Source organism: Chitinophaga eiseniae (assembly GCF_900167135.1).
Lineage (GTDB): Bacteria > Bacteroidota > Bacteroidia > Chitinophagales > Chitinophagaceae > Chitinophaga > Chitinophaga eiseniae.
Window position 1 is genome coordinate 235845 of the sequence record NZ_FUWZ01000002.1, and the last position, 19688, is coordinate 255532.

The window sequence follows — 19688 nt, forward strand, 5'->3', positions numbered from 1 at the left end:
CAAATCGACACCTACTGCCCCGATGAAAAACACGCGTATTTCCCTATTTGTGCTTCTCAGCATATTTCTCATCCCGCTGGTCCCGGCGGGCGGGCTGGCAGCACAAAACGTGGAAATACAGACAGATAAAACCAGCGGCTGTGCCCCGCTAACGGCGAACTTTAACGGAAAGGTTGATCCCGGCTATACTAATGTGGAATGGGATTTTGGCGTTGGCGCCAGGGTAACCGGCAATCTTTCTCCCTCCAGGATATTTACGGTCGCCGGGACCTATCATGTTACCCTAACGGTTGACTACCCGGCGGCTAAAGTGACCAAATCGGCAGACATCATCGTTTTTAACAACCCCCTGGTTTCGTTTACCCTGGATAACAGCAGCGGCTGCACTCCACTAACAGTTCAATTTAAGGACCAATCCAATCCTGGTCAGGGAACCGCCATAACCAACATACTCTGGAACTTCGGCGACGGCGGCGCTGATCAGGGACCGATCGTCAGCCACCAGTTCACTACGCCCGGCACCTACCGGGTCATCAGCCTCGTTACCAACAGCCAGGGATGTAAAGCCACCAGTAATCCGACAACTGTCACTGTTAAAGAACCGCCGGTATTGTCTTTTACAGCAGATCAAACCAAAAGCTGTTCCACACCGTTTACCGTTACTTTCCGGAATACATCCTCTAATAATTCCGGTACCCCTGTTGCTTACAAATGGGACTATGGCGACGGCACCAACGGCACAGACGATACGCACACTTATACCACGGAAGGCGCCTACACCGTAACACTTATCCCTACAACCCCCAACACCTGCGCAGCTCCCCTGGCAAAAAAGGACTACATCCTGGTTCAGAAAATTGTCCCCGGCTTTTCGACACAAACAAAATGCCCCGGCGAGCCGGTTACGCTGACCAGTACAACAACACCGGCACCGGATAATATTACCTGGATGCTGCCGGATGGCAGTACCGCCACCGGGGGCACCGCTGGATTTATAGCCGGCGCCGCAGGCGACTATACCGTAAAAATGAAGGTAACATTTGGCAGCTGCTCACGGGAACTCACGCAGAACGTCGAAATTGAACCCCGCCCGGTAATAAATCCTGTCGGCTCCCCTGTACATGGCTGTACACCTCCTTTTACAACCATCTTTCAGGCACAGTCGCAATATGCCAACTCATGGCAATGGGATTTTGGCGATGGCACTACGGCTACCACCCAAAAAACATCTCACACCTATACCCGCAGCGGCACTTTCCCCGTAACGCTGACTGCGGCCAACAGTGTCGGGTGTGCTACTACCATCACACTACCTGATTACATCCGCATCGGTCTGCCTGTGCTTACAATCTCTCCTGCAGGCGATTCCGGATGTATTCCCTACCAGGTAAGCTTTACGGCTGCCCTCAGCCCTGCAGAAGCGATCACCAGCTATCAGTGGAATTTTGGCGACGGCGTCACCTCCAATCTGGCAAACCCGTCCCATACCTATACACAACAGGGAATTTATACAGTAGCCCTTCGGGCGAAATCTTCCCTGGGATGTCTGATAGATACCCATGTCATCTTCCGGGTGGGCACCCCGCCAGTGGTTGATTTCACCGCCTCGCCGTCGCTGTCCTGCCCAATGGAGCCGATACAGTTCACTAACCTGTCTGCCCCTAAAGGACCAGGTGTCACCTACCTTTGGGAATTCCTGCAGGATAACAGCACCAGTACAGAAGAAAATCCTGTTCACCGGTTTTCTCAGCCCGGCTTACATGATATTCGCCTGAACGTTAATAACAACGGCTGTATCGGGCGGTTGGTCAAATCACAGTATATCAAAATCAAGCCGCCCAAAGCTGCGTTCTCCACTACGCCCGACTGTAATGACCGCTACCACCGGAAATTTACTGATCATTCCAATTTCGGACCGGAACCTGTACTCAAAAAACAATGGCTATGGAAATTTGGCGAAGGCGCCGCCACCTCCACACAACAAAATCCCGATTTCCGTTATACCACTACCGGTAGAAAAACGGTGACGCTGCTCATAGACGATGGCGTCTGCCAATCAGAAACGTCTGCAGACATTTATATCATCGATGAAAAACCCTTACTGCTACCGGACACCACACAGATATGTCTTGGCCAGACATTGCATGTTGGCATTGGTCCGGTGAATCCCGCCAATATCAGGAACTATGTGTGGGACTGGGGAGACGGGACCATACTGGAACTGGCCGGTACCGACATTGATCCTGCGAAGGGACTGACCCATACCTATCAACGGTCAGGCAGGTATGTTATTCAGCTTACGCTTGAAGACGCCAACACGTGTAAAAAAGTTGCCACACCTGTAACAATCGCAGTACACGGGGCAATGACAAATTTTACGGTGAGCGGAATGCCGTGCAAAAACACCCCGCTGACTTTTAGTGACAAATCCACCGTAGATGCCGGTAATAAGATTATCCACTGGACATGGAACTTCGGCGACGGCAGTCCTGATGAAAGCAACACCACGCAACCGCTCCAAACAACACATCGATACACCGGCTTTAATGCTTATGTTGTTACCCTGACCACCACAGATCATTATGGTTGTCAAACGAAGACACAGCAAATAGTTAATCTGGAAGCTGTCAAAGCAGACTTTTCTGTTCAGTCCGGCATAGCATGCAAAAACAGTCCTGTCGCTTTCACCAGTATTTCAACCGGAGACATTGTCAATTACGCATGGGACTTCGGGGACCATACCACCGGCAGCGATAACAACCCGGTTAAAGCCTACAGCGCTCCCGGCACCTATACGGTATCCCTGAAGGTAACATCGCGGACCGGCTGTACAGACCAGATCAGCAAGCCCGGTGCCTTGCAGGTACCGGACCCTGTGGCGGATTTTTCCTTTCCGCCAATTAAGGAGCTATGCCCGCCGGTAAAAGTGTTATTCACCAATACTTCCAGCAATTTTACAAGCTCGGTGTGGGATTTCGGCGACAACAGCACCTCCAGTCAAAACGATCCGGGGGCACATATCTACGTCCGCGCAAAAACATACAACGTGACACTCACCGTTTATGCCGAAGGCAACTGTTCTTCGAGCAAAACACTTCCATTGACGGTAGAGGGCCCGGACGGATCATTCACTACAACCCCGATAAACGGCTGCATTCCGCTACCCGTGAAGATGGCAGCAACCGCCAACAAAACCGTCACTTATCAATGGGATTTTGATGACGGTATTGTGCAAACCACTAACATACCGGAAGCACCGGCTCATACCTATACCCAGCCGGGTATTTATACACCGCGCGTGTCGCTGATAGACAACAGGGGGTGCGCTGTTAAAGCCGAGGGCGACTTCCGCATCGTGGCAGATAAAATGACCGCCAATTTCACCATAGATAACAGTGCCGCCTGCGGAGGCGGAAAAGTCCTGTTTAAAAACACCAGTACATCCGTTACCGGCGATCTCCTCGGTCTTCCCTACAGCAGCCGATGGACGAACAGCGATGGCAGCACCTCCGGCAACAAGGATGGCACTTTTTCCTATCCGGCCCCGGGCACTTTTCAGGTAACATTGGAAATGACCAGCAGTTATGGCTGTAAGGACCGTAAAACCTCACCGGTATCGATTCCCGCGCAACCACAACCCTCCATTTCTCCTATTCCTGCACTGTGCATTTCCGGTAAAGTACAGCTTCGCGGCGCCGACAACAGCAACATACCAGGCACCCGTTGGAAATGGCAGCTGGGCAATGGACTGGAATTTGATATCCCCGCGCCCCCTGACATAGATGTTAATGCCGTTGGCACTATTCCGGTCACGCTAACAATCGCCAACGCTGACGGGTCGTGCCCTGTGGGCGCAAGCGCCAATATCGTGGTGCATCCGGCCCCCAATCTGCGTCCCGCGCCCGCAGAAGCCACCATCTGCAAGGGTGCGTCCCTGCAACTCTCTTCCAATACCGATGCAACGGCCACCGTCAGTTGGACGCCTTACAATATTTCCAACGCCGCCAGCAAAACACCCGTGGTAAAACCGGATCAGGACTCAGTATACACGGTGAAGGCCATGAGTGAATTTGGTTGCAAAAACGAGGCAACCGTGCGCATCAGGGTCATACAGCCTTTTAAAGTGTTTGCACTGGATGCCGGCATTTGTTACGGAAAAAGCGTGCAAATGCAGGCAGGTGGCGCGTCCCGTTATCAATGGTCTCCTTCGGAAGGGCTGGACCATCCGGAGATGGCCGAGCCCGTTGCCACGCCTTCCCGGACTATCACCTACCGGCTGGTAGGCTTCGATCAGGCCGGATGCTTTACAGACACGGCCTTTGCCAGGGTTGATGTACACCCTGTACCGCAGGTGGAGGCCGGACAGGACATTGTAGGCGCTACCGGCACACAGATCCCCCTCCCCGTCAAAGGAAGCAGCGACATTACTGCAGTTACATGGCAGCCATCTGCCGGCCTGAGTTGCCATGACTGCCTGACGCCCGTTGCAACGCTCAAGTCGTCTGTCACCTATCATGTAAGCGTTATGAACCGGTACGGCTGCATCGCCGGGGATGATGTCCATATAACGACCCTTTGCAACGGGGCCAACATCTTCATCCCCAACACCTTTTCACCCAATGGGGATGGGGTCAACGATGTTTTCTATATCCGCGGACGTGGTTTACAGAGCATACGCATTTTCCGGATTTACAACCGCTGGGGGCAGGTGATGTTCGAACGCGCCAGCCTCTCTACGGATGACGCTTCCACCGGGTGGGACGGACGTTTTAAAGGTGTTTTGCTCAATCCTGACGTATTCATATACTACGCAGAAGTTGTTTGCGATAACGGAGAGTCAACTATTTTGAAAGGAAATATTACGCTGATCCGGTAGCTGGTAAATCAGCATGCCCGGGTCACCGCTATTGGCCGTTTACAATGGCTGTCGAACGGAAAATAAGTCAAAAAAGATTAAATTAATAAATTACATATATAATATTTTTAGTTAATTTGTGGTATGTATCCGTATCCTCTGAAATACCACCAGGTGAAATACCTAAGCATATGGCTGCTTTTGATATTCCTTCTGCCAGGCCACCTTTTGCGGGCCCAGCAGGCCGATTTCTCCTATACTGCGGTACCTGCCAGCATGTGTAACCCGGTCACACTTACATTCAAAAATAACAGCACCGGCAATCCCACAGCCTATAGCTGGGATTTTGGTGATGGCAGGACATCCCACGATGTCAATCCGCAGATCACCTACACGGCATCAGGACCCAAAAAAGTAACACTGGTAGCTACTTTCGCTAACGGCACCAGCACCTACTACCGTACTTTTGAGGTGGGCGCCACCCCACAGGTGTCCTTCAGCGCCGATGTGACCAGCAGCTGTAAGCTCTTCACTGCCAATTTCACCGACGCCACACCCAATGCCATGGCCCATACCTGGGATTTCGGCGATGGCACCGCCCCTGTCACTACCAGCAACGCTTTCATTTCCCACACCTATACGAAAGCGGGCAGATATGATGTCGTGCTGACGGTGACCAACAGCAACGGCTGCCAGTCCACGTTGAAAAAAGCAGCTTACATCACCATCTCCCAGCCGGAAATAGCCATAGACGCGCCGGTCAGTGGTTGCGTACCTTATACCGCCGCCTTCAACGCCACCTCCACCAATGATCTCAATGATCCGGTGGCGGAATGGAAATGGAACTTCGGCGACGGGGCTACGGCCAGCACCACCAGCGGTACTACCACACACGCCTATACGCAAACAGGCACTTACCCGGTGACGGTGACCGTCCGCACCAACGGCGGCTGCGAAATCAGTAAAACGTTCGATAAACAGGTACGCACCGGTAATCCCCCTTCAGACGTGAGTTTCACCGCCACGCCCGGCAGCGCCTGCGTAGGCGAACCGGTACGGTTACTGGCCAATGCCAGGTACGCTGACAGCTACAGCTGGGACTTCGGCGACGGCACCAAAGAAGAAGTGTACGCCAACGACATACGACATAATTTCGTGACTAACGGCAACATCACCATCAATATGAAAGCCGGCAGCAACGGATGTTACACACCGGCCGCCCCGGTAACGGTGAACATCACCGGACCAGTGTCGCAGTTTACAGTAGCCCGCGATTGCAACGACAAAAGCAAATTCATCTTCACCAATACTTCAGTCGGCACTACGCCCACTACCACCTACCAATGGGATTTTGGCGACAATACACCCGTCGTTAGCACCCAAAATGCTACGCACACCTATACCACACCCGACAGGTACACCGTGCGGCTGACAATCAGCGACAACGGCAGCAGCTGTAACCACAGCAGCTTCCAGACCGTTTATTATTTCAAAGCAGATTTCTCCGCAGGCGTAAGCTCCATCTGTCGCGGCAGCAAAGCTACCTATGAGGTGCTGAACGTGCCTATCAACCTGGTGGCGGACTACACCTGGCAGTTTGGCGACGGCTCTACCTATACCACCACTGACCAGCGCTTTGTGAAAACATGGGCCACTGCCGGTATCTTCACCGACCAGCTGACCATCCGCTATAAAGACCCTGCCTACTGCGACGATATCGTTACCAAAACAGATAATATCAATATTCTGGCGCCACAGGCAGATTTCAGCACCGCTACGGCCACCTGTGCCGGGCAGCCCGTTTCTTTCACCAACGCCTCCACACCTTCGCCCAATATTCCGATCGCCGGCTGGCAATGGGACTTCGGCAACGGCAAGGTGTCTTCCGCGCAAACGCCGCCGGCCACTACCTATTCCGCCTCCGGCGGATACCCGGTGAAACTGGTGGTCACCGACGCCCGCAACTGTCAGGACTCCGTAACGAAAGATATCAACATCCATCCAACACCTTTTGTAAGGGCTTCTGCCACCCAGTCTAAAATCTGCGAAGGCAATACCGTTACCCTGCACGCCGTGTCAGATGCCACCGTACAGTGGCTCAACGGCGGCAGCCTTAGCTGCGTATACTGCCCGGACCCGGTGGCATCGCCGGCAACCAACACCCGCTACCTCGTGGAGGCAGCTAACGTATACGGATGTACGACCAGAGATTCTGTAGATATCGCTGTAGTACCCAAAGTCAATCTCACCGTCAGCAAAGATACCTTCGCCTGCTACGGCTCTTCCGTGCAGCTGAAAGCCACCGGCGCCGCCGTCTACAACTGGACACCGGTGACGGGGCTGACAAACAACACCATCGCCAATCCGATCACTACACCAACGGAAGATATCACCTACCAGGTAACAGGCACCAACGACCCGCTGTGTCCCATGAGCGCACCCCTGTCAGTAAAAGTATCCGTGAAACAGGTACCCAGCGTCAGCGCCGGCAACGACCAGACCGTAATGGCCGGAGATGTGGTACGCCTGATGGCCAACGGTAGCGCCGATATCGTGAAATGGCAATGGTCGCCTGCCGACTACCTCGATAACCCAACGTCGCCCTTTACCAATGCCGCTGTCAGAAAGTCCATTTCCTACGCCATTACCGGCACTAACCAGTATGGTTGTACGAAAAGCGCCGTCATGAAGATCGAGCTTGTCTGCAACACCGACCTGATATTTATTCCCAATACTTTCAGTCCCAACGGCGATGGGGTGAACGATATCTTTTACCTGCGCGGCAAAGGCATCAGCCTTGTGAAATCGTTCCGCATCTTCAACCGGCTGGGACAGGAAGTTTTCCACCGGGAAAACATACAGGTGGAAGATATCAATGCCGGCTGGAATGGCACGTTCAACGGGCAGCCGCAGGGAGCAGACGTATACATCTATTTCGTGGAAGCATATTGCGACGCCAACGAATTTTTCCGCCTGAAAGGCAACGTAACATTACTCAGATAATTACAAGTGGTTCATATGAAAACGGTATATAAAGTCTTATTGACAGTCATCTGCTTCAGCTGTAGTGTACAGCTTAAAGCGCAGGACATACACCTGTCACAGTTTTATGAAACGCCGATACTGCGCAACCCTGCGCTGATCGGCATTTTCAATGGAGACGTGCGCTTTCAGGCGGTATACCGAAACCAATGGAACAGTGTGACCATACCTTATCAAACCGGCACTGTCAGCGGCGAAATCAAGTTCCCCGTTGGCAACAGCAACGACTATGTGACCACCGGGCTGCAGCTCACCTATGACCGCGCCGGCACTTCCAAACTGCAGTCCACCCAGATCTTCCCGGCGGTCAATTATCACAAGTCGCTGAACGAGGACAAGACAAGTTTCTTATCCCTCGGCGTCATGGGAGGTTTGGTGCAGCGGCAGTTCGATCCTTCCAACATGACGTTTAACAACCAGTACACCGGCGGCCGTTTCGATCCGGCCGCGCCTACCGGTGAAGAAGGCAAACTGGCCCTGAAAGGATATAGTTATCTTGATGCCGGTGTAGGTCTTAGCTACAACAGCGTGATCGGGGAAGATGTGGCCTACTTTATCGGCGCAGCGCTGTATCATTTCAACCGGGCCAAGATTTCCTTTTATAACGATAAAAACATTGAACTGGCGCCTAAACTGTCTTTCAACGCGGGCATCACTATTCCGCTGGAAGAGCGGGTAAAACTGATTGCACATTATAACCAGCTGCACCAGGGCGGGTATTCAGAGTATATCGGCGGCGCCCTGATCGGTTACGGGCTGATGAACGAAGGGCTGGAATCTACCCGGGCCATCTACGGCGGGCTGTTTTTGCGGTGGAATGATGCGGTGATACCCACCGTAAAAATAGATATGGAAAAATTTGAGGTGGCCATGAGCTATGATGCCAATATTTCGCAGTTGAGAACTGCCAGCCAGAGCTTTGGCGGCTTTGAAGTATCATTGGTTTTCAAGGGTTTCCTTAACAGCCGGAACAGTACTTTGGAGCGTTTGAATTGCCCACGATTCTAAATCATTGATATACAACAATTTAATTCACCAAATAAAAACCGTTAAATTTTATCTAAAAAAGCAGAAAACCTAACAAAATGGCGCATAGTTTGTTATTTTTAGGAGTGAGACATGGAGCTAAGGCGCCGTTATTAACAAACAAAAATTGGGAAATATTTGAATAAAACTTTATTTTTATAATACTATGTGGAAAACCTCTACCCTCATTTTTTTTACTTTCTTCAGCCTCTTATCCCTTGCGGGTAAAGCGCAAAGCGGGTCCCTGCCGAACAATCCGGAGGGGGGTAGGCAAATTGTGAAACTCTATCCCAACCCTGCCACCAATTTTATCAACTTTGAAATTCAACAGCATAATAACGACCGCATATACGATCTTATTGTGTACAATTTTCTCGGAAAAAAAATCGATCAGATAAAAGGCATCAGTAGCCGTACCACTGTCCATCTGGACAACTACTACAACGGTCTTTATATCTTTCAATTGCGCGACCAGCGGGGCAACCTGGTGGAATCCGGAAAATTCAATGTAGTAAAATAGCTTTCAGCTATTGACTTTCCCGCCAGCAGACAATTACATTATCCTAAAGAAAGCCTATACCGAAAGCTACACTACTACTTATCCTCACGCGATCTCTACGATCAAAAATTTCAGGTACGTTGTATTCTCAATATTCCTCAAAATGGGGTGGTCCTTTGCCTGTGTCTGGAAGGTAACCTGACGGAGTCGTTTTTTGGCGTCTTTTGCCGCAGCGTCGATGGTTTCCAGGAAGAGTTCCGGTGACACCAGGTTGGTACAGGAAGCCGTTACCAGGAAACCGCCCTGATTGAGCAGTTTCATGCCCCTGAGGTTAATTTCCTTATAGCCGGTCACCGCTTTCCGGATATTTTCACGGCTTTTGGTGAAAGCCGGCGGATCGAGGATGACCACATCAAACTTGCGGTCCTCCCGGGTGTATTGTTTCAGCTGGTCGAAGGCATTGACCGCCTGGAACTGGCAAACGTCCTGGAGATTGTTGAGCGCAGCGTTGCGGCGCGCGGTTTCCACGGCATGCTCAGAGATATCCAGTCCCAGTACGCTTTTAGCGCCGTAATAACCTGCATGGCAGGAGAAAGTGCCGGTATAGCAGAAAGCTTCCAGTACATTGGCGTCCTTTACGATCTGGCGGATCTCGCGGCGATTGTCCTGCTGGTCGAGGAAATAACCCGTTTTCTGACCGTTCACGATATCCACATGGAACTTCAGCCCGTTTTCGTTGATGATGACATTGGTATCGAAAGGCGCGCTGAGGAAACCTTTTTGTTGCTCCATACCTTCCAGTTCCCTTACCGGCACGTCATTCCGCTCGTAGATCCCTTTGGGTGAAAAGATGCGGTTGAGCGCCTCCACGATGGCGGGCTTCCACTTTTCCATACCCAGCGCCAGGGTTTGCAGCACAAAATAATCGTTGAACTTATCGATCACCAATGCGGGCAGGTCGTCCGCTTCGCCGAAGACGAGGCGGCAGTTTTCCACATATCCCAGTTTCTGCCGGTATTCCCAGCATTTGAGCAGGCGGCGGTAGAAAAATTCGGGGTTTATTTCCTCGCTTTTGTCGCGGGTCAGCAGGCGCACCAGTATCTGCGACTGCGGGTTAATGTACCCTCTGCCGAGAAAAGAGCCCTGATGGGTATGTACATCCACGATATCGCCCGGGACCACGTCCCCTTTGATTTCGCCCACTTCGTTGCCGAAGATCCAGGGGTGGCCCAGTAATACCCTGTTTTGTATCTGTTTCTTTAAAAAAACCTTGGTCATTGACATTATTTCGAGGGGCAAAGGTACAGAGAAGATCTGTCTTTTTGGCGGCCAAACAGGGGTTGGCAAAATAATTGACTAAGCACAATTGCAGATAATCATTACAATTATGACAGAAAAAGACCAAGACATGCAGACAAACGGACAGGCAAACAATGCTGGAGAAAACGAAAAAGGCATGCCTGATTTCAATGCTGAGGAAAATATCAGTGAAACATCTCATATGACTAATGCATTAGAGGTAGAACCTGAAGAGGAACTGATCAAAAAAGATCAGCAACTGAACGAAATGCGGGATAAATACCTTCGTCTGCAGGCTGAGTTTGACAACTTCCGTAAACGCACTGCCAAAGAAAGGCTGGAGCTGCTGCAAACTGCAGGTAAAGAAGTTATCATATCTTTGCTGGACGTACTGGATGATTCAGAACGGGCTGCCAAACAACTGAGCACTGCCAACGATATCACTGCTCTCAAAGACGGGGTAAATCTGGTATTCAACAAGCTGAAAACCACCCTGCAGGCCAAAGGGCTGAAACCTATGGAAAGCCTGCACACCACCTTTGATGCGGACCTCCACGAAGCCATTACTGAGATCCCTGCGCCTACGCCAGACCTTCAGGGTAAAGTGGTAGATGTATTACAGGAAGGCTATTACCTGAATGACAAACTGATCCGTCATGCCAAGGTGATCGTGGGTAAATAAGTGACGTGACGATGTGGCATATACCGCAATGATCGCCTATGCTCGATGTAAAACAATATTTTTTACTGAAAAAAACCGGTGCCCCGCACCGGTTATAAGTGATTTTTATAATGTCTACCAAGAGAGATTATTACGAAATACTGGGTGTTTCCAAGTCCGCCTCCCAGGATGAAATCAAGAAAGCCTACCGTAAGGTAGCCATGCAGTTTCACCCTGACCGCAATCCCAACAATAAAGAGGCGGAAGAAAAGTTCAAAGAAGCAGCCGAAGCCTATGAGGTTTTAAGCGATGCCGACAAACGCGCGCAATATGACCGCTTCGGGCATGCTGGCATGAACGGCGGCCGCAGCGGCGGTTTTGGAGGTGGTGGCATGAACATGGAAGACATCTTCTCCAATTTCGGTGACATTTTCGGTAACGACGATATTTTCGGCAGCTTCTTCGGCGGTGGTGGCCGTGGCGGCGGTGGCGGTGGCCGTCGTGGTCGTGGTACCCGCGGTTCCAACCTGCGCGTGAAAATCCGTCTGACCTATGAGGAAATCGCCAAAGGCGCCAACAAAAAAATCAAAGTAAAGAAATACGTTCCGTGTCAACACTGCGGCGGCCTGGGCGCGAAAGACAAAAATGCGTTCCAGACCTGTAACACCTGCGGTGGCTCCGGTCAGGTAAGAAAAGTTACCCAGACCTTCCTCGGCCAGATGCAGACGGTTACCACCTGCCCTACCTGTCACGGCGAAGGCCAGATCATCACCAGCAAATGCGGCCACTGTAAAGGTGAAGGCCGCATGTACGGCGAAGAAATGGTGAGCATCGACATCCCGGCAGGCGTACAGGAAGGTATGCAGCTGAGCATGAGCGGTAAAGGCAATGCCGGCGAAAGAGGCGGCGCCCCCGGTGACCTCCTCATCCTCATCGAAGAGGAACCACACCCTGAACTGCAGCGCGATGGCCTCAACGTAGCCTACGACCTGCATATCTCCTTCCCCGATGCCGTATACGGCACCCAGGTGGAAGTACCCACCATCGACGGTAAAGCGAAAATCAAAATACCCGCAGGAACACAAAGTGGTAAAATCTTCCGCCTCAAAGGCAAAGGCTTCCCCTCTGTGAACTCCTACGAAAAAGGTGACCAGCTGATACACGTAAACGTTTGGACGCCACAACACGTCAGCGCAGAAGAAAAATCGATGCTCGACAAACTTCAGACCTCCGACAATTTCAAACCTAATCCGGAAAAATCCGAGAAAGGATTCTTCGAAAAAGTCAGGGATATTTTTAGTTGATTTTATTATTTGAATATTTTTTTATTTAGTTATTTAAAGACGAAGACCATAGCGGATTTCCGTTCGCTGTGGTCTTCGTCTTTAAATAACTAAATAACCAAATATCAAAATATCAAAATAAGATGGATTCCAAACTACAGATGTTCGAGAACCGGCTCACCAAAGTATTCCGGCATATTTCCAAACTGGCCAAACGGCAAAACATCACCTGCTACCGGGTGTATGATGATGATATTCCTGAATTTCCCTTCAGCATAGAGATGTATGAAGATCATGTGTACATTGCCGAATATCAACGCCGTCACGGGATGGAAGAAGCCGACCACGAAGCCTGGCTCGATACCTGCCTGGAACTGATCAGTAAAGTGCTGAACGTGCCGCCAGCCAATATTTGGGTAAAACAACGGCAACGGAAAGAAAACCGTCAAAGTCAATACGAAAAACTCAGCGCCGAAAGCCGTGAAATGACGGTGTACGAAGGCGGACTGAAGTTTAAGATCAACCTGTCCGATTATCTCGACACCGGCCTTTTCCTCGACCACCGCACCACCCGGGGCATGGTACGCCATGAAGCGAAAGATAAAAAAGTACTGAACCTCTTTTGCTATACCGGCTCATTCTCCGTGTACGCTGCCGCCGGCGGCGCCTCGGAAGTAACGTCTGTAGACCTCTCCAAGACCTACCTCGCCTGGGCGGAAGAAAATATGAAGCTCAACGGTTTCGACACCGGCAAACATACTTTTGTGCACGCCGACGTGCTGCAATATCTCGATACCCTTAAACTTAACACCTTCGATCTGGTGATCATGGACCCGCCCACTTTCTCCAACAGCAAGCGGATGAAGGATTTCCTCGATATCCAAAGGGACCATGCTGAACTGCTCAACAAAGTACTGCTCGCCACCAAAAAAGACGGCGTGGTGTATTTCAGCAATAACTACCGGCGTTTTATACTGGAGGAAGACAAAATCAATGCAGCCAGTATCAAAGACATCACTAATCAAACATTGCCCTTCGATTTTCAGCAGAAGATGGTGCGTAAATGCTACCGGCTTACCAAATAAGCCTTAGCGTTTCCTCTTACGGACCAGCTTCACCATCTTCAGGAATTCCTGTCGATACCCTTCTTTGTCTTTACCCAGGGCCCTTCGGGCGATGTCTGCGACCATGTCGGTATCACCGCAGCCACGGTAAGCGGAGTTGCGGAGTATCATGCCCAACAACGCCACTGCAGCGGCAAACCGGTAGTCGTCCGGCGCCTTCTCAAAAGCTGTGGCCTCCCCTTTTATGCCGGCTTCCAGCGTATAAAGGGCAGTATTCAGCGGATGACGGTAAGCGATGCTGATGTTGGCCAGCAGACTGTCCGCCGCAGGCACATTGTCACGCGGCACGATCTCATACATGGCCACCGCACAATGCCCGCTTCCTACTATACCACCGCCATGCCTGGACGAAGCAGCCGTATCTGCTTCATACACTTTGTTCTCATAACCGATAAGCCTATACGATTTTACGACGGCCGGGTTAAACGTTACCGTTGTTTGTACATCCCGCGCCACGGTGAAAAGTGTACTGCCAAACTCGCGCGCAAAAATCTTACTGGCCTCTTCCAGGTCATCAATATAGGCAAAGTTGCCATTACCCTTGCTGGACAAGGACTGCAGCTTGGAGTCTTTATAATTCTTCATCCCGAAACCAAGGCAGGTCAGCAACACGCCACTTTCTTTCTTTTCCATGATCAGCTCCTCCATTTCAGCATCACTGGTAAGCCCCACATTGAAGTCCCCGTCTGTAGCCAGGATCACACGGTTGTTACCGTCCGGGATGAACTGCTCCACGGCGATCTGATAGGCCATTTTAATGGCAGCCTCCCCTGCGGTAGCGCCGCCGGCAACGAGATTATCGATGGCATTGAGGATGGTCTCTTTCTGGTCCCCGGCCGTGGCGGGCAGCTTAATGCCGGGCGTACCGGCATAGGCTACGATCGCTACTTTGTCTACCGGCCGCAGGTTGTTGACCAGGATACGGAAAGCTGCCTGCATCAGGGGTAGCTTGTTGGGCACGCCCATGGAGCCGGAAACGTCGACCAGGAAAACGAGATTACTGGGGGGGAGGCTGTCTGTCTGCAAAGCCTTGGCCCGCAACGCTATCTGCAGCAGCTGATGCGCCGGCTCCCAGGGACAGGTTGTATAATGACTGTATACCGCCATGGTCTGGCCTTCCGGTGGCAACGGGTAATTGTAATGGAAGTAGTTCACCATCTCTTCAATCCGGACAGCATCTACCGGCACCGGTTCTTTCAGCCGCAGGAAACGCCGGATATTACTATAGGCCGCCCTGTCCACATCTACTGCAAATACGGACACCGGCTGCACCTGCGTGCGGGCGAACTTGTTTTCATAAGTGGTCCCGTATGTTTCATTGTAAAAAGCGTGTACGCCCATGCCTACGTTGCCGTAGTTGGGGTTGCTGTTCTGCCGTGTGCGGGCGCTGGCTTTTGCCAGGGCGATGGGGTCAGGGGCTTTACGTATAGGCGACAATGTTATCAGCAGCCGGTCAGCGGCTTTCACCTTCAACTGTAACGGGCGATAACCTTCCCGGGTAAACAGCAGTTGAGCGACAGCGGAGGGAATCTCTATTTTGAAAAGCCCGAAGGCGTTCGTCAGTACCCTGGTTGAATCCTCTGCAACCCTGACGGTGACGCCCGCCACAGGGCGATGGGTGATACTGTCTTCTACTGCTCCCGACACCCAGATTGTTTGTGCATGTACACTGCCAGCCCATAACAACAAGAGTAATAGGAATTTTCGCATATGTTAAGGTAATCATTTTCACGCAAAGCCGTCACGCAAAGGCGCAAAGCAGCAAAGCAGCAAAGATATTTTAAGTTTAAATAAGAAAGCAAAGGAGCGGAGATCAAATTTGATCTCCGCTCCTTTGCTTTCTCTGCTCGCTTATATTTTACTTCTTTGCGCCTTTGCTGCTTTGCGCCTTTGCGTGACGGCTTTGCGAGACGCTTTTTGCGAGAATTCTACGCTTCTTCCACCAACTGGTAGATTTCCGGCAGATTGCGGCCCAAACCATCGTAATCGAGGCCATAACCCAGCAGGAATTTATTAGGCACAGAAAAGCCCAGATAGTCGATTTTAATAGGATGTACCATGGCTTCCGGCTTTGTCAGCAGGGAAGCAACCAGCAGTTTTTTAGGTTGCTGATGTTCCAGTTGTGGCAGGAACTGGCTCAATGTTTTACCGGTATCCACAATATCCTCAAGGATCACCACCGTGCGGCCGAAAAGGTCTTCGTCCAGACCGATGGCCTGCACCACGTTACCGGTAGATTTGGTCCCTTTGTAGGAAGCCAGTTTAATAAAGGATATCTCGGCCGGAATGTTGAGATATTTGAACACATCTCCGGCAAACATAAAAGAACCGTTGAGGATCGCGATAAACAGCGGGCGCTCGTCCTTAAGGTCCCGGCTCATGTCTGCAGCCATCTGCTGAATGCGCTGCTGCAGCTCTGTAGCACCGATATAGGGCTGGAATTTCTTGTCATGCACCTGAATAACCGACATAATACTACTTCATTTCCATATTTAACAATGATAAGCAGAAAAGGATCACTGCTTATTTATTCACCAACAGGCGCTGCCCGATTTTGATATCGAACCCCTGCAAATTATTCCATTCCTGTAACTGGGTTACGGACTTATTGTACATTTTGGAGATACCGTACAGTGTTTCTTTGGGCTGTACGTCGTGGTACCTGGCGCCTGTACCGGCAGATGCCGGGGCGGGCTTGTATACCGGGGCCGGTGTAGCCGGGACCGGGGCCGGAGGAGCGGGCCGGTATACTGGTGGCTGTTGGGCCGGCGTAGTGGTTTTAGCGGTACCATTGGAGCCTACTTCTCCTACTTTTTTCAGATCTTCCACCATATCCACGGGAACGCCTCCCTGTTGCGGGCGAGTGCGAGCTGTTTCCGGTGCGGGCGCGGCGCCACCGGTGTTTTTGACCACTTCTTCCTTGACCTTTGAAAAATCTTCCGGCGGTTCCTGGTCTTCTTCTTTCAGGATACGGGTATTTTTCGCCAGCGCAGGCGTGCGGGAAGCAAAACCTTCGAGGGATAGGCGCTGACCGGCAGCGGGTTCTTCTCCTTCATGCATTTTATTGCGGCGGCGCAGCCATCTCAGGCGGATACCCTCTGCCTGTGCGATGTCGTGCATGGTTTCGCCATTGCCTACGCTATGATATTCTTTATTACCGCTTTTAGCTTTCTTCTGCAGGAAGATAAACATGTCTTTCCGGGGAGGATTGTCATTGTCGAGGTCATTGAAGCGAACCAGCTTGCTCAGGCGGATATTGTGTTTGCTGGCCAGCTGGATCAGGGAAGTACCGGCTTTCACAAATATCACGCGGCGGCCGTTGATTTCAAACACTCCTTTGGGATAGTTGCCGGCTGCGGGCTTGTTATAGCCTCCCTGCTGTGGCCGGGTGGCAGGCGGACGGTTATCCGGGCGGTTGTTGTTACCAGCATAAACGGGCGGTTTCTCTTCGTAAGATTCCTGTTCAGGGGCCGCTTTGCCCATCGCAATCAGCGAGTATTGCTGGAGGTTATAATCTTCAATGATCTTGATCAGCTGCTGCGGATAGGTTTTATTGGTGGCATAACCGGCCTGTTTCAGCCCGAAAGCCCAGGATTTATAGTCCTCCTGGTCAAACCGGAAAAGGAACGAGTAACGGGGATTGCTGCGCAGGAAATCGGAGTGATCACGGTAAGAATCCCGGGCGTTGTCGTATACACGGAAACATTCCTGCGCGGCATCGTCATCATAACGGATGGTTTTACCGGTCCAGGTGTTTTTGCATTTGATACCGAAGTGGTTATTGGATTGCAGACAGAGCGTTCCGTTGCCGGACTGGGTTTCCACGATACCCTGTGCGAGTTTGATGGCTGCGGGCACGCCGGTACGGCGCATTTCCTCCATAGCAATGCTCTTATAGGCAGCAATGTATTGCTGGGTGGTGATTTTCTGTGCCTTCAGCAGAGGCATGCAGCCAATAAGAAAACTGACTACCAACAAAAATTTTCTTACTTGCATGTATTGTCGAATTTAATGGGCATGGTGTGGTGCCGGTCTATTTCTTCCTGATCAGGAGGATACCGTCGCGAATGGTGAGTAGTACCTGTTCTGCACGGTCGTCGGCCAGCACTTTCTCACAAAATCTGATCATGGCTTTCGCCTGGCTTCCCTGCTCGTTTTCCGGCTGCAGTACCTGTCCGTGGTACAAGACGTTATCAGCCAGTATAAATCCGCCGGGACGCAGTTTTTCCCAGACCAGGTCATAATAGTGCACATAACCGGCTTTGTCAGCATCAATAAACACTAAATCAAACATCTCATCCAGTGACGTCATCACTTCGGCTGCTTTTCCGATATGCATTTTTATTTTATCTGCATACCCGGATGCCTCAAAATATTGATGGCAAAGGGTTTCCAGTTCTTCGTTGATATCGATGGTATGTAATACCCCGTCATCCGGCAGGCCTGCGGCCAGACAGATGGCAGAATATCCCGTATAGGTGCCCAGCTCCAGTATCCGGCGGGGCCGCAGCATGTGGCTCACCATCTCCAGGAACTTTCCCTGTACATGGCCACTGAGCATATGCGGCAATTCCACTTTCAGGTGTGTTTCCCGGTTCAATTTGTACAACAGCGGACTTTCTGCGCTGGTGTATTTCTCTGCAAATGCCTCAACTGCCGGTAGGAGCTCCATATATAAAATTTCTGCAAAGCTATGAAAAAACCGGTTGCGGCGACACCTATACACATAACGTTGCCCGGCCGGAATTTATTCTTCCGGCTAACGGGCAGGTATATCCGCGCCTGACGGGCGCGGCCGTCATTAAAAGTTAGGTCTGAGTTTATTGGTGGTATAAAATACCCGGAAATATTCCACCACCTCGTCGGCAGTGTCGAAAAGCTTCAGCAGGCCGAGGTCCTGCGGGTTAATGTTGCTTTCTTTTTCCATCATCACGGTACGGATCCATTCCAGCAGACCGCTCCAATATTCGCGGCCTACGAGTACCATCGGGGTTTCTTCCATTTTTTTGGTCTGGATAAGGGTGGCCACTTCAAAAAATTCATCCATGGTGCCAAATCCACCGGGCATCATCACAAAGCCCTGTGAATATTTGGTGAACATTACTTTTCGCACAAAGAAATAATCGAAGTTGAGCCGCTTATCAGGGTCAATAAAGCCATTCGGATTTTGCTCATGCGGCAGCGTAATATTGGCCCCTACCGATTTACCATTTGCCGCCTGTGCACCCTTATTGGCCGCTTCCATCACGCCGGGGCCACCGCCGGTAATGATACCAAATCCTTCTTCTGCCAGCCTGCGCGCAATTTCCTGCGCCAGCTCATAATAGCGGTTGCCCTGCTTGGTGCGGGCAGATCCGAATATAGATATACAGGGTCCTATTTTAGCAAGCGATTCAAAGCCTTCTACGAATTCCGCCATGATCTTGAAGATCTGCCAGCTGGAATGCGCCCTTGTTTCTGTCCAGTCTCTTTCCTTAAGGTGTTTTAAACTACCATTCATGCCGTTGCTGTTTTTTTGTCAAAAAATGCTACCCCCTGCCTACGGGCAGGGACACCCTGTAATTTATAGAATTATTGGCTTTTAGAGATATAAAGAAACAAAAGCAGGTAACTTAAAAGGAACCCGCTTTACATTTAACACGTTATGAACATGCAGCCATGTTGTTAAAACCTGGCTGCAGAAACGTTGCTAAAGTTGGGTGATGCAATATGGTGAATAGGTTACCAGCAAAATAAGGCCATCGTTGTGGCAATAGTTTTCATAACGTTTGATCTGCATTTAATTTATTAATAATTCATGCAAAATCCTAATCATTTTGGGATTTTGTTATTTAGATATTTAGATACCTGGTTTCTGGGGTGTTAGATATATAAAAAAGGGACAACCATTTCGCCTATA

At 50.9% G+C, this 19688-nt stretch carries 13 protein-coding genes; 7 read left to right on the plus strand and 6 right to left on the minus strand.

The window, feature by feature from the left end:
* Positions 1-49 precede the first annotated feature (49 nt).
* The 4 genes from B5D63_RS35880 to B5D63_RS10540 all read left to right on the plus strand — a co-directional run bounded on the left by B5D63_RS35880 (position 50) and on the right by B5D63_RS10540 (position 9443).
* Positions 50-4876 carry a PKD domain-containing protein gene (locus B5D63_RS35880; RefSeq protein ID WP_159455977.1) on the plus strand — a complete coding sequence of 1609 codons (4827 nt, stop codon included), beginning with the start codon at positions 50-52 and terminating at the stop codon, positions 4874-4876.
* A gap of 123 nt (positions 4877-4999) precedes the next feature.
* Positions 5000-7858: a PKD domain-containing protein gene (locus B5D63_RS10530; RefSeq protein WP_078668778.1), complete on the plus strand. Its 2859-nt coding sequence runs from the start codon at positions 5000-5002 to the stop codon at positions 7856-7858.
* 15 nt (positions 7859-7873) lie between these two features.
* The gene (locus tag B5D63_RS10535; protein ID WP_078668779.1) at positions 7874-8905 is read left to right on the plus strand and encodes a PorP/SprF family type IX secretion system membrane protein; all 1032 of its coding nucleotides are present in this window, start codon (positions 7874-7876) and stop codon (positions 8903-8905) included.
* A gap of 295 nt (positions 8906-9200) precedes the next feature.
* Positions 9201-9443, plus strand: a complete 243-nt coding sequence (locus tag B5D63_RS10540) for a T9SS type A sorting domain-containing protein (RefSeq protein ID WP_168810354.1) — start codon at positions 9201-9203, stop codon at positions 9441-9443.
* Between the two features lie 84 nt (positions 9444-9527).
* On the opposite strand, the gene B5D63_RS10545 is transcribed toward B5D63_RS10540, so the two are convergent.
* Positions 9528-10700 (minus strand): class I SAM-dependent rRNA methyltransferase, encoded by a 1173-nt coding sequence (locus B5D63_RS10545; RefSeq protein ID WP_078668781.1) that lies wholly within the window; start codon positions 10698-10700, stop codon positions 9528-9530.
* A 109-nt stretch (positions 10701-10809) separates the two neighbouring features.
* Between B5D63_RS10545 and B5D63_RS10550 the strand changes: the two genes are divergently transcribed.
* The 3 genes from B5D63_RS10550 to B5D63_RS10560 all read left to right on the plus strand — a co-directional run bounded on the left by B5D63_RS10550 (position 10810) and on the right by B5D63_RS10560 (position 13750).
* Positions 10810-11403, plus strand: coding sequence for a nucleotide exchange factor GrpE (locus B5D63_RS10550; protein WP_235021508.1), 594 nt, complete (start codon positions 10810-10812; stop codon positions 11401-11403).
* 110 nt (positions 11404-11513) lie between these two features.
* Positions 11514-12686 carry a molecular chaperone DnaJ gene (gene dnaJ, locus B5D63_RS10555; protein WP_078668782.1) on the plus strand — a complete coding sequence of 391 codons (1173 nt, stop codon included), beginning with the start codon at positions 11514-11516 and terminating at the stop codon, positions 12684-12686.
* A gap of 122 nt (positions 12687-12808) precedes the next feature.
* Entirely contained in the window at positions 12809-13750 is a 942-nt protein-coding gene (locus B5D63_RS10560; protein WP_235021509.1) for a class I SAM-dependent methyltransferase, read from the plus strand.
* Positions 13751-13753: 3 nt separating this feature from the next.
* On the opposite strand, the gene B5D63_RS10565 is transcribed toward B5D63_RS10560, so the two are convergent.
* The 5 genes from B5D63_RS10565 to B5D63_RS10585 form a co-directional block, all read right to left on the minus strand.
* On the minus strand, positions 13754-15499 hold the full coding sequence (locus tag B5D63_RS10565; RefSeq protein WP_078668783.1) for a YfbK domain-containing protein: 1746 nt from the start codon (positions 15497-15499) through the stop codon (positions 13754-13756).
* A gap of 218 nt (positions 15500-15717) precedes the next feature.
* Positions 15718-16260 (minus strand): hypoxanthine phosphoribosyltransferase, encoded by a 543-nt coding sequence (gene hpt, locus B5D63_RS10570; RefSeq protein ID WP_078668784.1) that lies wholly within the window; start codon positions 16258-16260, stop codon positions 15718-15720.
* A 52-nt stretch (positions 16261-16312) separates the two neighbouring features.
* Entirely contained in the window at positions 16313-17785 is a 1473-nt protein-coding gene (locus tag B5D63_RS10575; protein WP_078668785.1) for a glucosaminidase domain-containing protein, read from the minus strand.
* Positions 17786-17822: 37 nt separating this feature from the next.
* Entirely contained in the window at positions 17823-18461 is a 639-nt protein-coding gene (locus B5D63_RS10580; RefSeq protein ID WP_078668786.1) for an O-methyltransferase, read from the minus strand.
* A gap of 129 nt (positions 18462-18590) precedes the next feature.
* On the minus strand, positions 18591-19289 hold the full coding sequence (locus tag B5D63_RS10585) for an LOG family protein (RefSeq protein WP_078668787.1): 699 nt from the start codon (positions 19287-19289) through the stop codon (positions 18591-18593).
* Positions 19290-19688 lie beyond the last annotated feature (399 nt).